Consider the following 25,288-nt stretch of genomic DNA (forward strand, 5'->3'; position numbering starts at 1 on the left):
ACACTATACTCTTTATTTTTCTCTACTCACTTCACCTAAAATATATATACAATATTATATAACTCATTCTAACTCTCTTACCACTTTAAGTTTCAGCGCATCACTTTATCATCTCATCCTTAAAAATAAGATGGTATATAGGGCACTACCTCATTTGCAAGAGTACAATTTATTCAACTAACCAGTACGTTATATTACCTCTTTTTTATAAACTAAAAAAGAGGTGCATTATACACCTCTTTACATTTTAAATCAATTATGTTCTTTTTTAAAGAGCTTTTGTTTCTCTCTGCTTAATTTCGAAGCTACCAGTGCCTCGAGGAAGCTCGATGCTCTCACGCGTTTTCGCGTTTAAACCTTCTGCAATATATTCTGCAGCAACATTTGGATCAATACGATCCCCACAAGTATAAACATCAATACTCGCGTAACCGTGCTCCGGAAAGCTATGAATTGTTAAATGTGATTCCGAGATAATTACTACTCCACTTACACCTTGTGGTGCAAATTTATGGAAAGCAACCTCACGCACTTCAGCACCAGCTCTTAGTGCTGCATCCACAAATAATTGTTCAATATACGGCATGTCATTAAGCTTGTCGAAATCGCAATCCCAAAGTTCAGCGATCACGTGACGACCCATCGTATCCATAGTATCCATTCTACAGTTCCCCCTTGTAAATTTATTCTAACTGTTCGAATTGAAAACTAATTTGCAATTTGGCTTGCTCCACTACCACGGGGGAAAGTTAGTCCAGAGAGGTCCTAACCCTTTAAGTAGTGACTACGTACCTCAGCTCTTAAGTTTACGAGTGTTAGTATACTTTGTTTATTTTCATTTTGCAACAACAGTTTTTTCGATTTTCTGTCATATTTTCCTCTTTACTTTTCCCTAAAAAAAATAAACGATTCACAAATGCAGTAATCACAACGTTTCGTGGTATGTCCACTTTTTAAAATATACTCATATAATTTTTTTCCTTTTCAGAAAAAAATAAAAAAAGAGGGCAAATATTGCCTTGCCCTCCCCCTTATTCACTTAAATGTGTTGCACATTTTCTTGTTTCGCTAACTCTTCAACAACTAACGTTACAAGATCTACAACACGACGAGAGTAGCCCCACTCGTTATCATACCAAGCAAGCACTTTCACTTTACGATCACCCATTACCATTGTAGATAAACCATCAATGATAGCTGAGTGTGTATTTGTATTAAAGTCGATAGATACTAAAGGCTCTTCGCTGAATTCTACAATACCTTTTAACGCACCGTTTGCAACCGTTTTGAAAGCTTCATTAATAGCTTCAACTGTCACATCACGTTTTACGTCTACTACTAAGTCAACAAGAGACACGTTTGGCGTTGGTACACGAAGTGCCATACCATGAAGTTTTCCGTTCAAGTGCGGAAGAACTTTTGCTAGCGCTTTCGCGGCACCTGTCGTTGTCGGAATGATTGATTGTCCGCAAGCACGCGCTCTTCTTAAATCTTTATGTGGGTTATCAATATTTTTTTGGTCATTTGTATAAGCGTGAACAGTCGTCATTAAACCGTTTTCAATTCCGAACTGCTCATCTAACACCTTTACAACAGGCGCTAAACAGTTTGTTGTACAAGATGCATTTGAAATAACAGTATGTTTTGTAATATCTAATTGGTCTTCATTCACACCAACTACAATTGTTACATCTTCATTTTTACCAGGCGCTGTTAAAATAACCTTTTTCGCTCCAGCTTCAACGTGAAGAATTGCTTTTTCTTTTGAATTAAATTTACCAGTTGCTTCAATTACAACTTCAACACCTAAATCTGTCCAAGGCAATTCCTTTGGATCGCGGTTGTTTAAAAGGCGAATCATTTTTCCATCAACTAATAAGTGATCTTCAAATGCTTCTACTGTTCCGTCAAACTTACCATGAACTGTATCATATTTAATTAAGTGTGCTAACGTTTCAGATGGATAGCTTGCATTGATTGCTACAATTTCGAATGCGCTTTCTTTTATTGCTTGACGAAATACCATTCTCCCAATACGTCCAAATCCATTAATTGCCACACGAGTCATAATATGTTATCCCCCTTGAATGCGTTATACTATTTATCTCCAATCCCAATAATAGTATAACACAAAAAGGGGATATGTCACTAAGCATTTTCATTAATTTCACAATTTTTTAGTCAATAATGTTCCATTTCTTTAAAATCACCTGCAATTGTGTTTTCGTTCCCATAATTGTGCCATCATTATTTATCACTTCATCTGCATTTTTCACTTTTTCCGCTAACGGCATTTGAGATTGAATACGCGCCGTTGCTTCTTCTTCGGAAAAACCATTTCGTTTCATCAAACGTTCTAATTGTGTATCAGGAGTAACTGCTACAACTAAAACACGGTCAACGAGACTTGTTAATTTACTTTCAAATAAAAGAGGGATATCTAACACAATCGCTTGCATACTTTCTTTTATGTACATTTCCTTTTGTCTATTCATTTCCTCACGTACTGCAGGATGAACAATTTTGTTTAACTGCAATCGTTTTTCTTCATTATAGAAAACGACACTCCCTAATTTCGGCCGATCCAGTTCTCCGTCTTTTTGCAACACTTCCGTTCCAAATACTTCTACTATTTTGTTATATGCTGGTTTTCCTCGCTCTACAACTTCTCGCGCAATAATATCTGCATCAATAACTGGTATGCTCAATTCACGAAACATTTGAGACACTGTACTTTTTCCACTTGCAATGCCTCCTGTTAATCCAATTACTACTGTCATCATAATCCTCCTCATAATAAAAGGCGCGAAACTAATGTTCCACGCCCATACTTACATTTTCCAAATTCCAATAATAATGAGTAATACTCCAGGCAGGAATGTAAATTTTTGTAACCACTTCATATTCGATAAAACCGTCCCAAGTTTCATTCCAATAAACAAAAACAAAGAACTCATAACTGCAACTAATATCGCCATCATAGCGGGTGCATACCCTAATAAAGATGCACCAATTCCGGCACCAAATGAATCTACAGAAAGAGCGATACCAAGAAGTAATGCTTCTCCTGCAGAAATGGTGCCTGATTTATCAAAATCTGCTACAGTCGGTTTCCGTAAAATTTGAATTACTAGCCCTAGCGAGGCAATCTCTAATTTCCAGACCTTCTCCTCTTGCTTCGGTTCTTCTTTTTTCTCACTTCGAAAAAATTGATATAACACCCAAATCCCTATTCCAATAAGAACAAGCCCACCGATACGCGTTGCGATAACAGGTGAAAATATTTTCGCGATCATATGTCCAATTCCCATTGAAACAAGCATAACAGCCGCTGAACAGATTCCGATAATTATAATTGATTTTAGTGGAATTCTTACGCTTCTTAACCCATATGTTAGCCCTACACTACAGCTATCTAAGCTTAATGTAAAAGCTAATAAAATAAGAGATAAATAAAGGTACATCGGTAAGCTCCTCCCTTATACATAGCTCTGCTGTATGTATATGACAAATGCCTATCCGATGTTATCTCTTTTCTATATTCTAGGCTGACAAATTGGGCAGTAATGCGTTCCTCGCCCGCCAACTACTGTTTTTTCTAATATCGTACCACAAGTTACACACGGCTCTCCTTTTTTTCCATATACATTTAGGAGTTCTTGGAATGAACCAATTTGCCCTTGTGAGTTGATATACGTCCGAATTGTACTTCCGCCACGTTTTACCGCTTCACCTAACGTTGTAACGGTAGCCTCATAAATCCGCTCAATTTCTTCTACTGTTAAAGAAGAAGCTTCCCGTTCCGGATGAATTTGAGAACGGAATAAAACTTCATCAACATATATATTTCCAAGCCCTACTAAAAGACGCTGGTCCAATAGCACAACTTTTATTTTACGATTTGTCTTTTGCAATCTTTCTTGTAAATACTGCGGTGTCAATTCAGCATCAAACGGCTCCGGACCTAAGTCAGCAAGAGGCATTTGATTCATCTCTTCACCTTTCTTAAAGAGATGCATCGTACCAAACTTTCTCACATCTTTATAATGTAATTCAGTTCCATCTGTAAATAAGAAACGGACGTGCGTATGTTTATCAATCGGCTCATCCTCTTGATGTAGTAAAAACTTACCTTCCATACGCAAATGTGAAACAATAACATAATTTGTTACATATAGAAGCAAAAACTTTCCTCTTCGCTTTATATTTTCAATCTTCTCGCCTTTTAGCATTTCTTTAAAGATTTCTGCATCATCCGGTCGTTTCACTATTTTTGGATAAGTAACAATAACATCTTCAATCGTTTTTCCTGTTACAAGATTTTCAAGTGTCCGTCTGACGTTTTCAACCTCTGGTAATTCAGGCATTTCATCACTTCCTTATTTTGCGTCGTACCAAGTTGGACCGTAAGAATAATCAACTTTCAGCGGAACTGCGAGTTCAATTGCATGCTCCATTACTTCAGGTACAAGCTGCTCTAATTTTTCAATTTCTTCTTTTGGTGCTTCAAATATTAATTCATCGTGTACTTGTAGAAGAAGACGCGCTTGTAAGCCTTCTTCTTCTAAACGATCTGCCATAATAATCATCGCTTTTTTAATAATATCTGCTGCAGTACCTTGAATTGGTGTATTCATCGCTGTACGCTCAGCAAAGCTACGTAAATTGAAATTACGACTCGTAATTTCTGGAATATAACGGCGACGATTTAATAATGTGGCCACATATCCTTTTTGTTTCGCATCTTTTACGATGTCCTCCATGTATTCTTGTACACCAGGGAAACTTTCTAAATACTTTTCAATAAATTCCGCTGCTGCTTTTCTTGTAATCCCTAAGTTTTGCGAAAGACCATAATCACTAATACCATACACAATTCCGAAGTTAACAGCTTTCGCTTGTCGTCTCATATTTGAAGTTACTTCATCTTTTTCAACGCCAAATACATCCATAGCTGTTTTCGTATGAATATCCATGTCATGTTGGAATGCTTCAACTAGCCCTTTATCATTTGCAATATGAGCTAATACACGCAGCTCGATTTGTGAATAATCAGCCGCATACATAATCCAACCTTCTTCTGATGGAACAAATGCCTGACGAATCTTTCTTCCTTCTTCTAATCGAATCGGGATATTTTGCAAGTTCGGATCCGTCGAACTTAATCGACCTGTTTGTGTTAACACTTGATTAAAACGAGTATGAATTTTAGATGAATCTTCATGTACAACTTTCAGTAAACCTTCAATGTAAGTTGAATTTAGTTTCCCTAATTGACGATAATGTAAAATGTTTGGAATAATTTCATGGTGATCCATAAGCTTATCTAGTACATCAGCTGACGTAGAATAACCTGTTTTCGTCTTTTTAATAACCGGTAAGTTTAAATTCTCAAACAGAATAACACCAAGCTGCTTCGGTGAATTAATATTAAATTCTGTTCCCGCAAGCTTATAAATTTCCTGTTCCATTTCCTTTAATCTGCCTGCAAGTTCTTCTCCCATATTACGAAGACGCTCTGTATCAACTTTTACACCTTTTACTTCCATATCAGCTAATACACGCGCAAGTGGTAATTCTAACTCTGTAAACAGTTCATATTGCTCATTCTTCTCTAACTCTTCAACGAATGTTTGCTTTACATCATATAATACATGCACTTTACGAGCTACATGCTCCGCTACTACTTTTAACTCTGGAACAGCACGCTTCGCGCCTTTTCCATAAACTTCTTCGTCAGATTTCACAGCATGCGTTTCTTTCATTTTCGCTACAGTACGGAAATCTTTATCTGTATCAGCCGGATCAAGTAAATAAGCAGCGATTAATAGATCAAAGTCAACCCCTTGTATATCTATACCGTTCCATTTCAGTGCAACGATTGCACGCTTCGCATCAAATGTATGCTTTCTCATCTCTCCATCTGCAAGCCAGTCTTTAAATGCATCTGACTTAAGAGCAATGTCCTTTTGAATAAAGTAGCAACCATTTTCATTTTGAATACCAAAACCTTGAATATCTGCTTTATGATAGTTATCTTCTTGTACTTCAACAATAAGCGCACTATCTTGCTGAAGCATTTCTTCGGTAACTTCTTCCACAATATCAAATGTAATATCATCTAATTCAGCTGGAGCCGTTTCTTCTGGCGTAACACCTAATTTATTTAAAAGAGATGTAAATCCTAAACTCTCGAACATTGGAACGACATCACTTGCTTCATATCCTTTATATTCCATATCATCCACATGCACTGTAATCGGCGCATCTGTAATGATAGTTGCAAGATCTTTACTCATAAGAGCTTGGTCTTTATTTGCTTCCAGTTTTTCTTTTAATTTCTTCCCGCTTACTTGATCTAGATTGTCATACACTTCTTCAACCGTTCCAAACTGTGTTAACAATTTAATCGCAGTTTTTTCACCAACTCCTGGTACACCCGGAATATTATCTGATTGGTCTCCCATTAAACCTTTCATATCGATAATTTGCTTTGGTGATAAGCTATATTTCTCAAATAAAGCTTCTTTCGTATATTCATCTACTTCCGTAATCCCTTTTCGCGGAATACATACAAGCGTGTTATCAGAAACAAGTTGAAGTAAATCTTTATCTCCTGAAATAACTTTTACACTTGCTCCTTGTTCGCTTGCTTCTTTTGCTAGCGTTCCCATAATATCATCCGCTTCATAATTTTCCAATTCATAACGCGGTACGTTGAATGCATCAAGCATCTCACGAATAAACGGGAATTGTTCTGATAATTCAGGTGGGGTCTTTTGACGTCCGCCTTTATACTCACTATATGTTTTATGACGGAATGTCGTTTTACCCGCATCAAATGCTACTAACATATGCGTCGGTTTTTCTTCCTCTAATATTCTCATTAACATCATTGTAAAACCGTAAATTGCGTTCGTATGTATACCTTTGTCGTTATTTAAAAGCGGTAGTGCAAAGAAAGCACGATACGCGATATTATTACCATCTACTAATACGACCTTTTTTTCCAAATCAGAAACCTCCCCATGCAAATTTGAAATGATTTTTTTCACAGAAAAAAACCGTTCCTTTCCTCTCTCTATATTAACATGACTAATAGAGAGAAGAAAAATAACGGTTCTTTTCTTTCATATATAAAACAGACTTATATTGGCATAAAGGGAAGTGACGAGAACAGTTTAACTATTCTCGTCCAAAATTACTCCTTGGATGAAGGGGTTTTCATGTATTATATTAACAGAGCTTTATTAATATTTAATTAAGACATTGTTAATATATTGTAAACATCCTTCATCCTATTTTTCAGTTGCTGATTTCGGTAAAACAACTGTAAACGTTGTCCCTTCTCCAACTTCACTATCTACTGTAATCGTACCTTGATGCGCCTCTACTAAATGCTTTACAATTGATAATCCAAGGCCTGTACCACCAGTATTTCTACTTCTCGCTTTATCCACTCGGTAAAAGCGTTCAAAAATACGCGGAATTTCCTCTTTACTAATACCAATTCCAGTATCCGATACTTTTATATAAGCATTATATTTATCTTCCGCTAACTCTACTGAAACAACGCCTCCAGCCGGTGTATATACGATCGCGTTATTAATTAAATTAATAAAGATTTGTTTCAGACGACTTGGATCTCCAATAACAGAGGCACGTTTTAATACATTCACTTGTAAAGAGATTTCTTTTTCTCCTGCTTTATTATCAAGCACCATATGAATATCTTCAAGCAGCCCCTTCATATCAACGGTTCCCATATTTAATTTAAATCCTTGTTGTTCGATCTTCGACAAATCTAATAAATCTTCAATTAACCCTTGCATGCGCTCACTTTCTTTTAAAATAATGTGCAAGAAATGTTCGCAGAATTTTTTATTATCCATCGCTCCGTCTAAGAGTGTTTCTGAAAAACCTTTAATAGAAGTAATCGGTGTCTTTAATTCATGAGAAACATTCGCTAAAAAGTCTTTTCTCATTTGTTCTAATTTCTTTAACTCTGTTATGTCATGGAATACGAGAACAATCCCTTTCCATTCATGGTTTGTCCCGATAATCGGTGCTCCATATACTTCAAAGTGCTTCCGCTCAATTCCAAGTGGCAATAACATTTGTTTACGCACTTTCACTTCTGTCATAAAGATTTCTTCTACAAGCTCAATAATTTCTGTATGATGAAACGATTCATAATATAAGCGATCTAAATATTCTTCATCTGTTACGTGAAAAGTTTCCTTATAAGAGCGGTTTACAAGGTTTATATATCCGCGGCTATCAATTAAAATCATTCCGCTTCCCATATTTTCAATTAACGTATGCAGACGATCTTGCTGCATTTCTTGTTCCAGTGTCATCTCTTGTAAGTTACGAGCTAAAATATTAATTGCTTTACTCAGCATTCCTGTTTCGTCCGAATGACTTTCGTATGCACGTGCTTTATAATTACCCTTCGCCAATTCAATTGCAACTTTCGTAACTGATTCAATCGGCCTAATATATTGCCCTGTAATTTTCATACCTAAAAATACAACTACGAGACAAGCAATGACAAATCCGATAATTAATAATCCCCACGTTTTTTGATGTACGTCTCTTAAAGGATCGATTGTACTTTTCACCAAAATGTATCCTTGTTTTCCTTCTACATCTTGAACGAACACCGTATGATAAAATTGATTCTTTCGATCTGTCTCTTTCGTAATCACTTTACTTCGTTGTTTTGCCACTTCCGAAGAAAGTTCTTGAATCGTCTCTGGACTAAATGCCAATTCTTGTCCTTTTCTATATTGAACTTTCTTTTTTTCATTCACAAATACGATAGAAGCTGGTATTTTTTCTTCTAACTTTTCAAATACGTATGGATTTTTTAGGACCTTATCAAAACCTTGCTCTTCTGCTAACGCCGCAACATACTCCGTCTCTTTTACCATTCTCTCTTTAGCATGATCTATATAGTAGTTTTCAAACACAGTTTCTAGCAATAAGCCTAGTCCAACTAAAATAAATACAATAAGAGAAACAAATGTAAAAAGAAGCCTGGAACGAAATTTATTCATTCCCTTTTGGCTCCTCTAATTTATATCCTAAACCACGTATCGTTTTAATGTACGTCGGTTTTTTCGTATTTTGTTCAATTTTATCGCGCAAATGGCTAATATGAACATCAACAATTCGTGTATCACCAGCAAAATCGTAATTCCATACAGCACTTAATAATTGATCACGCGTCAACACGCGACTTTTATTTTTCGCGAGATACACAAGTAGTTCAAATTCTTTTGGTGTTAATTCAAGCTTTCTTCCTTGGAAATAAGCCTCATAAAACTCCGGTAAAATTTTAAGTTCTGCAATTGTAATGCTATCTTCATCTGGCGCTTCTGCAACTTGTTCTTCTTGTTGTAATTTCGTGCGGCGCAAAATTGCCTTCACACGAGCAACAACTTCTCTTGGACTAAATGGCTTCGTCATATAATCATCTGCCCCAAGTTCAAGACCTAGCACCTTATCAAACTCATCATCTTTTGCCGTTAACATTAAAATCGGCGTCATAACGCGCTGCAATCGTAATTCTTTACACACTTCCATACCATCCATTTTCGGAAGCATTAAATCTAATATAATTAAATCTGGGCGTTCTGTTGTCGCTTTTTGAAGCGCCATTTCTCCATCCATCGCTGTTATAACTTCAAACCCAGCTTGTTGTAAATTAAATTCAATTAAAGTTAAGATAAATTCCTCATCATCAACTACTAAAATACGATTGTTCATTCTTTTCCTCCAAGTTATAGACTTGAAACCTTCTTCATCCTAGTATTTCCCCCGTTATTCTCATCATACTAGAAAACAAGGTCCCTCTCAATATAATTGTCTATTCATGGAGATCGTTTGTGTAGAATTGAGAAAGTAGACGTAATTACGCTTCACCTGCAACTACACAGGATTTTGCCAAACTTTATAGATTGCTCTCTCTTCTTTAAAGCTCACTTCCGTATGAACTATAAAGTGAAACTTTAATCAGTGGGGGTTGTTCATTCCCCACTGATTATTAGTTGAATCAATCGGGCTTTTACGGGCAGTTGATTCCCGACCTAACTTCTTTGCTTTCGCTGAATTTTGAGGTGGGATCTTACTGCCCGTTAATGCGGGATAAAATCTTGATTTTGTGCTAGGAAAAACGAAAGAGCATACGCTATTTTATAATCTAGCGTTTCATATCCATCAAATAATCTCCCGTACATTTCATTCGCGATCAAATCGCCCCACACTTCAGTTTCTCGTATCGTTTCAAAGATAACTTCTTCTTTTTTCCACCTCACTTAAAAGAATCACTCCTTTCATTGACTTCAATTACCGATATTTATATCATTAATCTTAATATATAAATTAATACAATCAGGAGGTCTATTATGCGACTAATACTACCCATTCTATCTTTAGCAGTCACATGTATCCTTGCTTTCAACGCTCCGAGCTGGGATACGATTAAAACGGGTTGCTCAGAATTTGCTGAAGGGTTCAAAGAAGGATTCTTCAACTAAAAATAGCGCTAGCATCCTTATTCAAGGTATGCTAGCGCTATTCATATTTTCATCTTTTAAAAATTATCTAATGCTTTTTCCATAATGGAAACAGATTTATAAGGTGGCGTTACTGTTAATGAACCCTTTACAACAGTTTCTCCTTTTTCATCATGAGCAGATACAAGCATATCAATTGTATGTTCCTCCTCAGAAACAGCCACAACTTCAAAGTGGATTTGTAACGTTTCATAATGGTGAACATGCTTCACGAACGTAAGGTCCTTCCTAGTAATATGACTTCCTGGACCCGGTAAATATTTCGTAACTGCCGTTGTAATCATTCCCGTTAGCATAATGCTTGGTACAATCGGCTTTTCATACGGAGTTTGGGATGCGTAATCATGCTGAATATATAATGGATTGGCATCATTCGTTAACCCTAAGTACAATAACAAATCTTTATCCTCAATTTTTTCAGTGATAGATAATTTCTCTCCTACTGTAATTTCATCCATTTTACGACCAATTTGAACTTTTTTCTTTAACATGTTACAACCCCCTCCGATTTTTTCACCTTATTATCCTACTAAAAGCGATACCTTATCCGAAATTTACTATGATGAGGGCAATGTATAGTATAAATCTACAGTTTCATTATAGGATATTACAAATGATAGCGTTTTCATATTATTTCAAAAAAACAATTCGGTAAATAGTAGAAAAAGATTCGGAATCCCGAATCTTTTTCACTACTATTCAATTATTAAACAAGAACTTTCATTACGTTACGTACAGATTCTACAGAGCGATCTAACGCTTCTTTTTCATCTGCAAGAAGTTCTAATTCAATAATTTTTTCAATTCCGTTACCACCTAGAATTACTGGTACCCCTAAGTAAAGGTCACTATAACCATACTCACCTTCAAGGTACGCAATAGCTGGTAATACACGGCGTTGATCTTTTAAGATTGCTTCTGTCATTTCAACTAAAGAAGCTGCTGGTGCGTAATATGCACTACCGTTTCCTAATAAGCCTACAATCTCACCGCCACCTTTACGTGTACGTTCTACGATTGCTTCTAAACGCTCTTTCGGAATTAACGTTTCTAACGGAATACCGCCTGCATAAGAATAACGCACAAGAGGTACCATGTCGTCACCATGTCCACCAAGAACAAATCCTGTAATGTCTTTTACAGAAAGATTTAATTCTTGTGCGATGAATGTACGGAAACGAGCTGTATCTAATACGCCCGATTGGCCAATTACACGCTCTTTCGGGAATCCTGCTTCTTTAAATACAGAATATGTCATTGCATCAACTGGATTTGTTAACACAACAATAATTGCATTTGGTGAATGTTTTGCAATGTCGCGCGTAATACTTTTCATAATTTTAGAGTTCGTTGCTACTAAGTCATCACGGCTCATACCAGGCTTACGTGCAATACCTGCTGTAATAACGACAACGTCAGAATCAGCAGTATCTGCGTAATCAGATGTTCCAATAATGTTAGCATCAAAACCTTGTACTGGGCTCGCTTCTAACATATCTAACGCTTTCCCTTTTGTTGGATTTTCCAGTTGTGGAATGTCCACTAATACAACATCTGCAAGTTCTTTTTGTGCTAATAAGAATGCCGTTGTTGCTCCTGTAAATCCTGCACCGATGACTGAAACCTTCTTGCGTTTGATTGTCATAATTTACCCCCCGCTTTAATTATGCGTTTTTGATTATCGCTACATCCATGTTTTTAATAAGCTCATTAGCAAACTCAGAACATTTCACTTCTGTTGCACCTTCCATTAGGCGAGCGAAGTCATATGTTACTACTTTTGATGCAATTGTTTTCTCAACTGAATCTGTTACTAATTTCGCAGCTTCGTTCCATCCTAAGTGTTCTAATAATAATACACCTGAAAGAAGAACTGAAGATGGGTTTACTTTATCTAAACCTGCATATTTTGGAGCTGTACCATGTGTAGCTTCAAAGATAGCATGTCCAGTCACATAGTTAATGTTTGCACCAGGTGCAATACCAATTCCACCTACTTGTGCAGCAAGTGCATCAGAGATATAGTCACCATTTAAGTTCATTGTTGCAACAACATCGAACTCACGTGGACGAGTTAAAATTTGTTGTAAGAAGATGTCTGCAATAGAATCTTTTACGATGATTTTTCCAGCCACTTCAGCGTCTGCCATCGCTTTATTCGCTGCATCTTTACCATCTTTTTCAACAATGCGATCATATTCAGCCCAAGTAAATACTTTGTCGCCGAATTCTTGTTCCGCTACTTCGTAACCCCAGTTTTTGAAAGCACCTTCTGTAAATTTCATAATGTTTCCTTTATGAACTAATGTAACAGAAGAGCGTTTTTCGTTAATTGCATATTGAATTGCAGCACGAACAAGACGCTTTGTCCCTTCTTCTGAGATTGGTTTAATACCAATACCAGATGTTTCTGGGAAGCGGATTTTATTAACACCCATTGCTTCTTTTAAGAAAGCAAGAACTTTTTCTGCTTCTGGAGATCCTTGTGCATATTCAATTCCAGCATAAATGTCTTCTGTATTTTCACGGAAAATAACCATATCAGTATCTTCCGGACGTTTTACAGGTGAAGGAACACCTTCAAAATAACGAACTGGACGTAGACATACATATAGATCTAATTCTTGACGAAGTGCTACGTTTAGAGAACGAATACCACCGCCAACTGGAGTTGTAAGTGGACCTTTAATTGCGATTAAATATTCGCGGATTAAATTTAAAGTCTCTTCTGGTAACCACTCGCCTGTTTGGTTGAAAGCTTTTTCCCCTGCAAGCACTTCTTTCCAAACGATTTTCTTCTCACCATCATAAGCTTTTTCAACTGCTGCTTCTATTACGCGAGATGCAGCTGCCCAAATATCAGGACCAATTCCATCTCCTTCAATAAATGGAATAATCGGATTGTTTGGTACATTCATAACACCATTAGTTACAGTAATTTTTTCACCTGTCGTCAATGTGATAACCCCCATGTTTGAAATTTCATATGTATGAAACTGAGGGAATAACCCCTCAGTTCAAACCGTTAGTCAAATTAAAATATTCTAATCATTACATCTTTCCGAAAAAATCAGACTTTTGAAAGCGTATTTTCACTATCAAAATAGTGTTTTTTGCTTATCTTTGTGCGATTGGAACATACACTTGATGCGTTGGTCCATTATAATCAGCACGTGGACGGATTAAACGGTTATTTTCATATTGTTCTAGAATATGAGCTAACCAGCCTGACATACGGCTAATTGCAAAAATAGGTGTAAATAAGTCATGGTCAATTCCTAAACAATGGTATACAGAAGCTGAATAGAAATCAACATTTGGTGGAAGACCTTTTTCTTTTGTTACAATGTCTTCAATTTTGATAGACATATTATACCATTTGTCTTCTCCTAAAAGCACGCATAATCTCTTAGACATTTCACGTAAGTGTTTTGCACGTGGATCACCCTGCTCATACACACGGTGGCCAAAGCCCATGATTTTCACTTTATTTTGAAGAGCATTATGAATATATGATTCTACATTTTCTTCTTCGCCAATTTCAGTTAACATCTTCATTACATTTTCATTTGCCCCACCGTGAAGAGGACCTTTTAATGCACCAATTGCTGCTGTAATACCAGAATATACATCTGAAAGTGTAGCTACGCAAACACGTGCAGTAAATGTAGAAGCGTTTAACTCATGATCTGCATGAAGTACAAGTGCCTTATCAAAAGCTTCAATTTCAACTTCATTTGGCTCGCGATCATTTAACATGTACAAGAAGTTTGCAGCTAATGATAAATCCTTTCTTGGCTCAACAATATCTAAACCTTTACGGATTCTCGCGTAAGCAGCAACTAAAGTTCCCACTTGAGCCTGTAATTTAACCGCTTTCAAATAATTAGACTTTTCATCCATAATTTCAGCGCTCTCATCGTATAATGATAGCATGGAAATTGCAGTTCGTAAAACAGACATCGGATGTGCAATTTTTAAATCTACTTGTTTCAAATATGTTAAAATCTCACCTGGAACTTTATAGTATTCAGATACAATTTCATTAAATTCCGCTAGTTCTTTTTCATTAGGAAGCTTGCGGTGCCATAATAAGTACACTACTTCTTCAAACGTAGCATTCTCAGCTAAATCATCAATATTATACCCAACATAAGTTAATGTATCATCAATAATAGAGCTCACAGATGATGTTGTTGCTACTACCCCTTCTAAACCTCGAATAACAGTCATGACATTCTCTCCTTTTCCTGAAAATTCTCCCAACCTTGCTCCTTATATCTATTTGCTCCCCTTATGAATTATGAACGCCCGTTCACTCTTTAGGCAAGCAAAATGCACGATCATGCAAATTTGTTGCGATGTTCCCCTCTTATTGTCCATGGTTTACATGGAAAGCATGAGCGTGAATGTCTCCCCGAATCCTCACGCTCAAAACAACAAGTTAGTGAGGAAAATACATTCCGAAGAGTTTTATGATAAAAACAACATAAAACAATATCATTATAAAATTGTTTTATGTTGTTTTTATTTTATCTGGTGTAAAGTCTCTGCTGTTATGTAACTTTTCAAAGTTTCTAATCCTATTATAAACAATTATCTGACTTTTGTGAACAGAAAGAATTCAAAAATTTTATATTACTATAAAATTCCTTATTTAAACATTTGTATAATACTCATAACCGCATAGGCAATTCCAGCCCCAATTAACGGACCAACAGCAACCCCATTAAATAACGCAACCGCTATAATTGTCCCAAAAACAAGCGCAGTTGTAATATGAGGATCCGTTGTCAACAATTGCACGCCGCCTTTCGCTAACAAAGCGACTGCTACACCTGAAGCTAAAGCAATCCACGCATAATACGATTTCGCCGCTTCTCCAAGTTGTTTAAAACCTATTTCCCCCGTCGCAATCGGTACGAGCACCGCTATTGTAATGACCGTTACACCTAGGTTAATTCCTTTCGTTTGTAAATAAGGAAAGACCTTATCTCCTAAAAACGTAAATTTTAATAGAAATAACACCCCAATAGCTACAGTAAGCGATTGGTTTTTAGCAATAAGTCCTATAATAAGTAGTATGAATAAAAATAACGTTGACTGACTAATCATGTTTACACTTCCTTTCTGAAAATAATGAACTCATTTCCAAACAAAAATACCTTTAAACCTATCGTTATACATGCTATACAGATGCCTATTTATCGATAACACCTTCAATTTTTTATACATTCTAAAAAGAGACTTTCACCAAAAAAATTTAAGCATGTATACATTTTTGAAAACAGTCGTCTCTTCTTTCTTTTCTAATAAGAAACAGGTAAAATAAAAAGAAGAGAAAATGAAGTTTTTACCATATAGTAGTAGCATCACGAATAGGCTTTCACAGCCATTCATATACCGAAAAAAGCAGGCTAAATCCATCATTCCACTATAACATAAAGTAACACTTTAATCAGTTGGGCATCTTCCACTGATTATTGGCCTTCATCAATTGGGCTTTGGCGGGAGATTTACTGCCGCTAAAGTAAGACTTTAATCAGCAGAGCACGCTAGTTATAAGTTGAACGAATTAGGATAATCCAAATCGGAATGGGAGGTATACATCTTTGAACCGAAACTTACTATATATGATATTGCGACTCATATTTGTCATTGTAGCAACGATAGCTGGGTTCTATGTATTACTATACATGTCAGGGCTTATCTATCCTTTTATTATCGCTTTTGCATTTGCTTATTTGATTAATCCTGTCGTCAATTTCCTTAATCAAAAACTACAATTTCCTCGCGCACTAGCAGTACTCGTTAGCTTAATTCTCGTATTTGGAGCTATCGTTGGACTTGTTACATATCTTGTGACTGAAGCAATATCTGCCACAACATACTTACTCCAACTTGTTACAGTAAAGTTTCCGGATATCGTTACATTCGCTCAGCAATTTGCACTTAATCATATTATGCCTCTCTACGATGATTTAATCTCTAAATTTAATCATCTTGGAGAACCACAGCGCTATACAATTACACAAAACATTCAAAACTTAGGAACAGAAGCAACAACACAAATGAAAGAACTTTTAACCGCCATTATAAGCGGATTAACAAATTTCATTAGTGCACTGCCAACAACGTTAACTGTCCTTGTATTCATTTTATTAGCCACTTTCTTCATTAGTTACGATTGGCACCGTCTTGCTCAAAAAACAAGAAAATTACTACCAAATCGTGTACATGGCTACGGAAAAACTATTTTTGTCGACTTAAAAAAAGCTTTATTTGGTTTTGTGAAAGCACAACTTACACTCGTATCTATGACAACCGTCATTGTACTGATCGGACTTTTAATATTACGCGTACCATACGCCATTACTATTGCGATTATTACAGGAGTTGTAGATTTACTACCATATTTAGGAACAGGCGCAGTCTTCGTTCCATGGGTTATATACGTATTTTTCACTGGCGATACCGCATTCGCCATTGGTCTTCTCATTTTATACATCGTCGTGATTGTCCAAAGACAAATTATGGAACCGAAAGTACTTTCATCTAACATCGGTCTCGATCCATTAGCAACACTCGTCGCTCTATTTGTCGGCTTTAAGCTTTTTGGCTTTTTAGGATTAATCATCGGTCCAGTCACCTTAGTACTACTTAATACATTACACAAAGCTAATGTCTTCCATGACTTGTGGAAATATATTAAAGGTTCACCTTCAAAATAAAAGTTTCTAATTCATATAAAAAACAAGCTGTAATCAGTGGGAATTTCCCACTGATTATTCCTTTCACTTATTTTTTCACACTACTCACATGTAACAAGAGCATTACCCAGAAAAAGGATAATCCTCTTGTTTTTTTGCATAAAAAACACATTTTCTAATCAAAAATACATTTTTATTCTATTTTATATATATTTATTACTTACATTTATTACTTTTTATGTAAATGAATAAATATACAAAACTACATAGAATAAGGCTTCAACTAACAATCCCCACCTTTTATATGAAAGCAAAACTTTAATTTAGCTGCATTTCTCTCCATCTTATTCATCCAAATTAATAGCATTTAAAAATTACACGTTTAATCGAAGCACAACAAGAGTTCAAACAAAAATTATATAGCAAATATAATAAGTGGACGTTTTGTTCATCCCCACTCATCATTCGCCCCCACATCAGACACTTACGAGCAACCCAACTTTGAGATAGAAATCCCCCACAAATAACGCAGTAAAGCGAAGCCTCAATCAGAAAACCCCTCTCCTCTTACAAGACAAAAAAATAGCACTTAGATCGTTATAATCTAAGTGCTACTTCTGAATGATAATAGTAGAGTTCTTTCTAAATTTCCATTCCATCCACTTCATAACAAGCGGCTTCAATAAAGCTCTCGTAATAGGGATCACGCAGATAAACCCTAGCACATCTGTCACATACCCAGGAAGCACCAAGAGAATACCTCCTACAAATACAAAAATACCATCTAGTACTGTCTCACCTGGCATTTCCCCTCTATTCAACTTAGATTGAATCTCTCCAAGCACTTTAAATCCTTGTCTTTTCGCCAAATACACACCTACAACACCTGTAAATACAATCATAGCGAACGTAGACCATAAACCTATTACATGACTTGATCCAATTAAGACCGTAATCTCAATCGCCGGTATTAAAATAAACAAGAATAGTAACCACTTCATAGTTCTACACCCCTCTCACAACTCACTTTTAACACCCTCACAACGCCTATATACATCATACGAAATATAGATACCCTTTCATACTAAAACTCATAACAAACCGCTTTTAAAAGCAATTCTAGGCGCTTTAAACTAATTCTATCTCGTTTTTGTGTAAAAAAAAGAGAAGGACTCCGATCCTTCTCTCCGTATTACTTATAGCACTTCCGCATGTCCATTATAAACAATTCCGCGTGCTGCATCAACTGTTACTTCTTGGCCATTTTTTAAAGTTGCTGTTACGCCGTTTACACCAACGATAACAGGAATACCGATTGATACGCCTACAACAGCCGCATGGCTTGTTAAGCCACCTTCTTCTACAACTAAAGCAGCAGCTTTTTCGATTGCAGGAATCATATCTTTATCAGTACTTGTTGTAACAAGGATATCACCTTCGTTTACGTTCGCTACAGCTTCAGCAGCTGTTTTTGCTACAACTACTTTACCTTTTGCAGCTTTACGACCGATTCCTTGTCCTTTAGCAACTTCTTCACCAACAACGTGGATTTTCATTAAGTTTGTTGTTCCAGTTTCAGCAACTGGAACACCAGCAGTAATTACTACAGTATCTCCAAGTCCGATTAGACCTGCATCCATACCTGTTTGAATTGCTGTATCTAACATTTCGTCAGTTGAAGCTGCGCGCTTCTCAGCCATAAACGCTTGTACACCCCAAACAAGCGCAAGACGACGTCCTACTTGCTCGTCAGATGTTACAGCTACAATTGGAGATTTTGGACGGTATTTAGAGATCATTTTCGCAGTATGTCCACTTTCTGTTGGAGCTACGATTGCAGCTACATCAAGAGCAAGTGCTGTATGCGCAACAGATTGGCTAATTGCATCTGTAATTGTTGGAGTGAACTCTTTAATACGTTTTTTGAACATATCTTCGTATTGTAATGATTTTTCAACACGTACTGCAATGTTAGCCATCATTGTTACTGCTTCTACCGGATATTGACCAGCAGCTGTTTCACCTGAAAGCATGATTGCATCTGTACCATCGAAGATTGCGTTAGCTACGTCACTTGCTTCCGCACGAGTTGGACGTGGGTTACGTTGCATAGAGTCTAACATTTGTGTCGCAGTAATAACTGGTTTACCTAACACGTTACATTTTTTGATTAGACGTTTTTGTACTAATGGTACTTCTTCTGGTGGAATTTCTACACCCATATCACCACGAGCTACCATTAAACCGTCAGAAACTTCTAAGATTGAATCGATGTTGTCGATACCTTCTTGGTTTTCGATTTTCGGTACGATTTGGATGTATTGAGCACCATGCTCTTCTAATAATTCACGGATTTCTAATACGTCAGACGCTTTACGTACGAATGAAGCTGCGATGAAATCAACTTTTTGCTCGATACCGAAGATGATATCTTTTACGTCTTTTTCAGTGATACCAGGAAGCTTAATGCTTACGTTTGGTACGTTAACACCTTTTTTATTTTTTACAGTTCCGCTGTTAAGAACTTTTGTACGGATGTTTCCATCAGCTTTTTCGATTACTTCTAGTTCGATAAGACCGTCATCGATTAGAATGCGAGAACCTGGGTCTACATCGTCATAAAGACCAGCATAAGATACAGAGAACTTCTCTGCAGTACCTAATACTTGCTCAGTAGAAAGAACTACTTCTGCACCTGTTACAAGCTCAGCTTGTCCGTCTACGAAGTCGTGAGTACGGATTTCTGGACCTTTTGTATCAAGTAAGATACCAACTGTTTTACCAGTTTTCTTTGAAGCTTCACGAATGTTTTTAATACGAGCTCCGTGCTCTTCATGGCTACCATGAGAGAAGTTTAAACGAGCAACGTTCATACCTGCTTCGATTAATTGCTCTAATTTTTCAATACTTTCACTAGCAGGACCTATAGTACATACAATTTTAGTTTTACGCATATTGCACCTCCGAAAATTATGAAACCGTTCCCAAATATCTGACATTACGTCAATTAGATGGATAATTCTTTAGATAATTGATACATATCTTTATCGATTGTATGCTTTTGAGCTAACGCTTCGATAATATCATGATCAACAAGTTTGTTATCTTGAATACCTACACAACGTCCACCTTTACCAGCAATTAATAATTCAACTGCTCTTGCGCCAAGACGACTTGCTAATACACGGTCTTGTGCACTTGGTGATCCACCACGTTGTACGTGACCTAATACAGTTACACGAGTATCAAAGTTTGTTGCTTCTTCAATGTGCTTACCGATGTCAATTGCACTTCCAACACCTTCAGCTACAACGATAATACTGTGTTTTTTACCACGTTCACTACCACGCTTCAGACGAGCGATAACATCATCCATGTCATACTCTTCTTCTGGAATTAAGATTGTTTCTGCACCATCAGCTAAACCAGCCCATAATGCGATATCACCAGCGTGACGTCCCATTACTTCGATAACATATGTACGTTCATGAGATGTAGCTGTGTCACGGATTTTATCAATTGCATCAATAACAGTGTTTAAAGCTGTATCGAAACCAATTGTGAAGTCTGTTCCAGGGATATCATTGTCGATTGTACCTGGTACACCAACACACGGGAATCCTTGTTCAGTTAATTTTTTAGCGCCTTGGTAAGAACCATCTCCACCAATAACAACAAGTCCTTCGATACCATGTTTCTTTAATTGCTCGATACCTTTTAGTCGTACTTCTGGGTCTTTAAACTCAGGACATCTTGCTGTATATAATTTCGTACCACCGCGGTGGATAATATCGCCAACAGAACCAAGTTCTAATTTTTCAATGTGACCAGAAATTAATCCAGCGTATCCATGGTAAATACCATATACTTCAATATCATGGAAAATCGCTTTACGAACAACTGCACGAATGGCAGCATTCATACCAGGTGAATCTCCACCACTTGTTAATACACCAATACGTTTCATTTGTACTCACCTCATAAAGATTATTTGCCTTATAATAAAATAACACGAAAAAATATAAAAACACAATGGAGAAGATGTGTCTTTTCATAATAAAAACGTGCATTCGCGAAGAGGAACGCACGCTTTTCTTATTTTATCCCAATGGAAGCGTTTGAAAACGAAACTTGCCCAATTTTCATATATTTTTCATAACGTTTTTCGATTAATTCATCTTTCGAAATTCCGTTTAATTGTTCAAAAGTTTTTCTAATCATTAAATCTATATTTTCTGACTGTTTCGAAAGATTACGGTGAGCTCCACCTTTTGCCTCTGGAATAATTTCATCAATTACACCTAATTCTTTCAAATCTGCTGCTGTAATTTTCATTGCCTCTGCAGCTTCCTTTGCTTTTCCTGCATCTTTCCAAAGAATTGCCGCTGCACCCTCTGGTGTAATAACAGAATAAGTGGAATTTTCTAGCATATGAATGTAATCTCCCACTCCAAGGCCTAGCGCACCGCCACTACCACCTTCACCGATAACGATACAAATAACAGGTACAGTTAAACCTGCCATTTCAAATAAATTGCGGGCGATAGCTTCACTTTGACCACGTTCTTCAGCAGCTTTACCAGGATAAGCCCCTTTCGTATCAATGAAACAAATAATAGGACGATTGAACTTTTCCGCCTGCTTCATTAAGCGTAATGCTTTTCGATATCCTTCTGGATGAGGCATTCCAAAGTTACGGCGAATATTTTCTTTCGTATCTTTTCCGCGCTGATGCCCAATTACAGTTACAGGCATCCCTTTATATTTCGCAATGCCGCCGACAATCGCTGCATCATCGCCAAATAGACGATCTCCATGACATTCGAAAAAATCAGTAAATAAGTGCTCAATATAATCGAGCGTTGTCGGTCGTTCTGCATGACGAGCAATTTGAACACGGTCCCATACTTTCAGATTACCGTATATATCTTCCTCTAAATTTTCTAGCTTGTCTTCCAAAATACGAATCTCCTCACTGAAGTCCATCTGGCTGTTTTTCGTATAGTCTTTCAGTTCACGAATCTTATTTCTTAGCTCAACAACTGGTTTTTCAAATTCTAGCTCTGCCATACAGCCATTCCCCCTCCTTGATGAACTTCTAAAATCTTGCGAAGCGATTCTCTCATATCATCACGATGCACCACCGCATCTAATTGACCATGATCTAGTAAGAATTCTGCCGTTTGGAAATCTTCCGGTAGTTTCTCACGCACCGTTTGTTCAATTACACGTCTACCAGCAAATCCGATAAGTGCACCTGGTTCTGCAAGATTATAATCACCAAGTGAAGCGAAACTCGCTGAAACCCCGCCCGTCGTTGGGTGAGTCATAACAGAAATAAATAATCCTCCTGCATTACTATGCTTTTTCAAAGCTACGCTTGTTTTTGCCATTTGCATTAAACTTAATATCCCTTCTTGCATACGGGCACCACCCGAAGCAGTAAAGATAATAAATGGAACTTGTAAGTCGTACGCCTTTTCAACCGCACGGGCGATTTTTTCTCCTACCACAGAGCCCATGCTCCCCATTCGAAAACGAGAATCCATTACTGCAACAACAACAAGCATGTCATCAATTGTTCCTTCACCAGTTACAACCGCTTCGTTTAATTCAGTCTTCTTACGATCGCTCTCTAGTTTCTCTTCATAACCTGGAAACTCGAGTGGATTTAATGAAACCATTTCTTTGTCATACTCACGGAATGACCCTTCGTCCAATATACTATCAAGACGTTCCCATGCATTCATAGGATGATGATATCCACAATTCACACATACTTTTAAATTTTTTAGAAGTTCTTTCGTATACATGATTTTTTTACATTCCGGACATTTTGTCATAACGCCATCTGGTACATCTTTTCGTACTTGTTCTGAAGGTATTGCAGCGTACTTTTTCTTTTTCACGAATAAATCTCTTAGCACAATTTGACCCCCTTCGTTGAGAGCTAAGGTTAGCGTAAGAAGAAAATGGGGCTAACACCAAAGTTTGATGTTAGCCTTATCTTCTCAATCTGTCTAATAACCTCACTCTTTACGTTTAACTTTAACCGCTAAGCGGTAGAATGTTTGTCATAACGTGTCATGGTCATTTCGACAAATTTTATACATTACGAGTGAAACTGTATATTCTCTACTAATTCATCGTAAATTTTTAGTGCATCATTTTCTTGTTTTTCTTCCAAAGTAGCATAAAGCTTTCTATACATATCGATAGAATTTCTTGAAACTTTACAAGAAAGAGTTGCTACGTAATCATTTACGATCATCCAAATGCGATATAGTAAATAATTATCGACTTGTTCAATAAGTGTTTTAAAGAACGTTTGATGAAGCGTTGGGATTGAGTTTTCATTTCCTTCAAGTACTTGGTGTAATCTACTTAGTACTTTAGAAAACGTTTCTTTCGGTAAATTACATACAATTCGAATCATATCTTTCTCAAGCAATCGTTTCGTTTGTAATAAATCACGAATTGTTTTCTCATCTTGCAGTAAGAACGGAGCAATTAATTGTACAAGGCCGTTATCATAAAAGTTTCGAATAAATGTCCCTTCACCACGTCTCGTTTCAATCAATCCTACCAGTTCTAAAGCACGCAATGCTTCTCTTACAGAGGAACGTCCTACGTTTAAGCGTGAACTTAACTCACGCTCAGACGGCAAACGATCCCCCGCTACCAATCCATCCTCTTCCATAATGGAACGGATTTTTTTTACAATTTCGAGATATACTTTTGTATTTGATGATGTCAATGGAAATTCCTCGCTTATTCTTTACCAATCAGCGCTAATTGTTTTGTTTTTTCAGCGATCTCATTTGGATCTACTTGACGGCGAGCTACTCCTGTTTCCATTGCTGCTTTTGCAACGTAAGCCGCTACTTGAGGCGCTACACGCGCGTCAAATGGTGCCGGAATGATATAGTCTGCATTCAACTCATCTTCTGCTACAAGCTCAGCAATAGCCTGTACAGCTGCCATCTTCATTTCTTCGTTAATTTGTGTCGCATGTACGTCAAGTGCACCGCGGAAAATACCAGGGAACGCCAGTACATTATTTACTTGGTTCGGGAAGTCAGAACGACCTGTTCCAACAACAGCTGCGCCCGCTGCTTTTGCCAATTCTGGCATAATTTCTGGAACCGGATTCGCCATTGCAAAAATAATCGCATCGTCATTCATTGTACGAACCATCTCTTCTGTTAATGCACCTTCTGCAGATACACCAATGAATACGTCCGCACCATGTACAACATCAGCTAAAGAACCTTCTATACGATTCTTATTTGTATATTTTGCAACTTCATCCTTCACCGGATTCATACCTGTAGGACGACCATCATAGATTGCCCCTTTACGGTCACACATAATAATGTCGCGTACACCATAGCGATATAAAAGTTTAATAATTGCAATACCTGCTGCACCTGCGCCATTTGCGACAACTTTAATGTCAGACATTTTCTTTCCAACTAATTTCAGTGCATTTACAAGACCTGCTACTGTTACGATAGCTGTTCCGTGTTGATCATCATGGAAGATAGGAATATTTGTTTCTTTTTTCAAACGCTCTTCAATAATGAAGCAGTTTGGTGCTGCGATATCTTCTAAGTTAACGCCGCCAAAAGTTGGCTCCATTAATTTTACAGTTTCAACAATTTTATCTACATCGTTTGTATTTAAGGCAATCGGGAATGCATCTACACCAGCAAAGCTCTTGAATAATACAGCTTTACCTTCCATTACTGGAAGAGATGCTTCAGGTCCAATGTTACCAAGACCAAGTACAGCTGTTCCGTCTGTCACAACTGCTACCATATTTCCCTTCATCGTATATTCATATACCTTACTTTTATCGTCATAAATTTCTTTACAAGGTTCTGCAACCCCTGGAGAATATGCAAGACTTAAATCTTTTGCATTTTCTACTTTTACTTTTGATACAGTTTCTAATTTTCCTTGATGCACTTTATGCATGTGAAGTGCTTCTTC

At 37.0% G+C, this 25,288-nt stretch carries 23 protein-coding genes; 2 read left to right on the forward strand and 21 right to left on the reverse strand.

Annotated features, from left to right (window positions below):
• Nucleotides 1-268: 268 nt before the first annotated feature.
• From speD to BCG9842_RS22770, 9 genes are all read right to left on the reverse strand, one after another.
• Nucleotides 269-652: an adenosylmethionine decarboxylase gene (speD, locus tag BCG9842_RS22730; RefSeq protein WP_002003660.1), complete on the reverse strand. Its 384-nt coding sequence runs from the start codon at nucleotides 650-652 to the stop codon at nucleotides 269-271.
• A gap of 387 nt (nucleotides 653-1,039) precedes the next feature.
• Nucleotides 1,040-2,068: a glyceraldehyde-3-phosphate dehydrogenase gene (locus tag BCG9842_RS22735; protein ID WP_000198979.1), complete on the reverse strand. Its 1,029-nt coding sequence runs from the start codon at nucleotides 2,066-2,068 to the stop codon at nucleotides 1,040-1,042.
• 109 nt (nucleotides 2,069-2,177) lie between these two features.
• Nucleotides 2,178-2,780, reverse strand: coding sequence for a dephospho-CoA kinase (gene coaE, locus BCG9842_RS22740; RefSeq protein ID WP_000219323.1), 603 nt, complete (start codon nucleotides 2,778-2,780; stop codon nucleotides 2,178-2,180).
• A gap of 51 nt (nucleotides 2,781-2,831) precedes the next feature.
• The gene (gene ytaF / locus BCG9842_RS22745) at nucleotides 2,832-3,464 is read right to left on the reverse strand and encodes a sporulation membrane protein YtaF (RefSeq protein ID WP_000281729.1); all 633 of its coding nucleotides are present in this window, start codon (nucleotides 3,462-3,464) and stop codon (nucleotides 2,832-2,834) included.
• Nucleotides 3,465-3,536: 72 nt separating this feature from the next.
• Entirely contained in the window at nucleotides 3,537-4,367 is an 831-nt protein-coding gene (gene mutM, locus BCG9842_RS22750) for a DNA-formamidopyrimidine glycosylase (protein WP_001114475.1), read from the reverse strand.
• 12 nt (nucleotides 4,368-4,379) lie between these two features.
• Nucleotides 4,380-7,013 (reverse strand): DNA polymerase I, encoded by a 2,634-nt coding sequence (gene polA, locus BCG9842_RS22755; protein WP_000412808.1) that lies wholly within the window; start codon nucleotides 7,011-7,013, stop codon nucleotides 4,380-4,382.
• A 285-nt stretch (nucleotides 7,014-7,298) separates the two neighbouring features.
• Nucleotides 7,299-9,062, reverse strand: coding sequence for a sensory box histidine kinase PhoR (gene phoR / locus BCG9842_RS22760; RefSeq protein WP_001032097.1), 1,764 nt, complete (start codon nucleotides 9,060-9,062; stop codon nucleotides 7,299-7,301).
• Complete coding sequence (phoP, locus tag BCG9842_RS22765; RefSeq protein ID WP_001065220.1) at nucleotides 9,055-9,774, reverse strand: two-component system response regulator PhoP; 720 nt, start codon at nucleotides 9,772-9,774, stop codon at nucleotides 9,055-9,057. The genes phoR and phoP overlap by 8 nt, the downstream gene beginning before the upstream one ends.
• Before the next feature lie 368 nt (nucleotides 9,775-10,142).
• Complete coding sequence (locus BCG9842_RS22770; protein ID WP_001267361.1) at nucleotides 10,143-10,322, reverse strand: hypothetical protein; 180 nt, start codon at nucleotides 10,320-10,322, stop codon at nucleotides 10,143-10,145.
• Between the two features lie 90 nt (nucleotides 10,323-10,412).
• On the opposite strand from BCG9842_RS22770, the gene BCG9842_RS31825 reads away from it, so the two are divergent.
• Nucleotides 10,413-10,544, forward strand: a complete 132-nt coding sequence (locus tag BCG9842_RS31825) for a hypothetical protein (protein WP_001237011.1) — start codon at nucleotides 10,413-10,415, stop codon at nucleotides 10,542-10,544.
• A gap of 56 nt (nucleotides 10,545-10,600) precedes the next feature.
• On the opposite strand, the gene BCG9842_RS22775 is transcribed toward BCG9842_RS31825, so the two are convergent.
• From BCG9842_RS22775 to BCG9842_RS22795, 5 genes are all read right to left on the reverse strand, one after another.
• The gene (locus BCG9842_RS22775; protein ID WP_000914181.1) at nucleotides 10,601-11,074 is read right to left on the reverse strand and encodes a MaoC family dehydratase; all 474 of its coding nucleotides are present in this window, start codon (nucleotides 11,072-11,074) and stop codon (nucleotides 10,601-10,603) included.
• A 215-nt stretch (nucleotides 11,075-11,289) separates the two neighbouring features.
• Nucleotides 11,290-12,228, reverse strand: coding sequence for a malate dehydrogenase (gene mdh / locus BCG9842_RS22780; RefSeq protein WP_000153232.1), 939 nt, complete (start codon nucleotides 12,226-12,228; stop codon nucleotides 11,290-11,292).
• A gap of 19 nt (nucleotides 12,229-12,247) precedes the next feature.
• Entirely contained in the window at nucleotides 12,248-13,540 is a 1,293-nt protein-coding gene (gene icd / locus BCG9842_RS22785; protein WP_000206893.1) for an NADP-dependent isocitrate dehydrogenase, read from the reverse strand.
• Nucleotides 13,541-13,700: 160 nt separating this feature from the next.
• The gene (gene citZ / locus BCG9842_RS22790; RefSeq protein WP_000503651.1) at nucleotides 13,701-14,849 is read right to left on the reverse strand and encodes a citrate synthase; all 1,149 of its coding nucleotides are present in this window, start codon (nucleotides 14,847-14,849) and stop codon (nucleotides 13,701-13,703) included.
• A gap of 387 nt (nucleotides 14,850-15,236) precedes the next feature.
• Complete coding sequence (locus BCG9842_RS22795) at nucleotides 15,237-15,698, reverse strand: DUF441 domain-containing protein (RefSeq protein ID WP_000625507.1); 462 nt, start codon at nucleotides 15,696-15,698, stop codon at nucleotides 15,237-15,239.
• A 497-nt stretch (nucleotides 15,699-16,195) separates the two neighbouring features.
• On the opposite strand from BCG9842_RS22795, the gene ytvI reads away from it, so the two are divergent.
• Nucleotides 16,196-17,314 (forward strand): sporulation integral membrane protein YtvI, encoded by a 1,119-nt coding sequence (ytvI, locus tag BCG9842_RS22800; RefSeq protein ID WP_001081375.1) that lies wholly within the window; start codon nucleotides 16,196-16,198, stop codon nucleotides 17,312-17,314.
• 590 nt (nucleotides 17,315-17,904) lie between these two features.
• On the opposite strand, the gene BCG9842_RS22805 is transcribed toward ytvI, so the two are convergent.
• The 7 genes from BCG9842_RS22805 to BCG9842_RS22835 form a co-directional block, all read right to left on the reverse strand.
• Entirely contained in the window at nucleotides 17,905-18,294 is a 390-nt protein-coding gene (locus BCG9842_RS22805) for an FxsA family protein (protein WP_000871633.1), read from the reverse strand.
• Nucleotides 18,295-18,489: 195 nt separating this feature from the next.
• Nucleotides 18,490-20,247, reverse strand: a complete 1,758-nt coding sequence (gene pyk, locus BCG9842_RS22810; protein WP_001232667.1) for a pyruvate kinase — start codon at nucleotides 20,245-20,247, stop codon at nucleotides 18,490-18,492.
• A 53-nt stretch (nucleotides 20,248-20,300) separates the two neighbouring features.
• The gene (gene pfkA / locus BCG9842_RS22815) at nucleotides 20,301-21,260 is read right to left on the reverse strand and encodes a 6-phosphofructokinase (RefSeq protein WP_000821157.1); all 960 of its coding nucleotides are present in this window, start codon (nucleotides 21,258-21,260) and stop codon (nucleotides 20,301-20,303) included.
• 128 nt (nucleotides 21,261-21,388) lie between these two features.
• The gene (gene accA / locus BCG9842_RS22820; RefSeq protein WP_000818789.1) at nucleotides 21,389-22,363 is read right to left on the reverse strand and encodes an acetyl-CoA carboxylase carboxyl transferase subunit alpha; all 975 of its coding nucleotides are present in this window, start codon (nucleotides 22,361-22,363) and stop codon (nucleotides 21,389-21,391) included.
• The gene (accD, locus tag BCG9842_RS22825) at nucleotides 22,351-23,220 is read right to left on the reverse strand and encodes an acetyl-CoA carboxylase, carboxyltransferase subunit beta (RefSeq protein WP_000942858.1); all 870 of its coding nucleotides are present in this window, start codon (nucleotides 23,218-23,220) and stop codon (nucleotides 22,351-22,353) included. Before accD ends, accA begins: the two co-directional genes overlap by 13 nt.
• 185 nt (nucleotides 23,221-23,405) lie before the next feature.
• Nucleotides 23,406-24,050: a FadR/GntR family transcriptional regulator gene (locus tag BCG9842_RS22830; protein WP_000204446.1), complete on the reverse strand. Its 645-nt coding sequence runs from the start codon at nucleotides 24,048-24,050 to the stop codon at nucleotides 23,406-23,408.
• Between the two features lie 14 nt (nucleotides 24,051-24,064).
• Complete coding sequence (locus BCG9842_RS22835) at nucleotides 24,065-25,273, reverse strand: NAD(P)-dependent malic enzyme (RefSeq protein ID WP_161635086.1); 1,209 nt, start codon at nucleotides 25,271-25,273, stop codon at nucleotides 24,065-24,067.
• Nucleotides 25,274-25,288 lie beyond the last annotated feature (15 nt).

The organism is Bacillus cereus G9842 (assembly GCF_000021305.1).
Classification (GTDB): Bacteria; Bacillota; Bacilli; order Bacillales; family Bacillaceae_G; genus Bacillus_A; species Bacillus_A thuringiensis_S.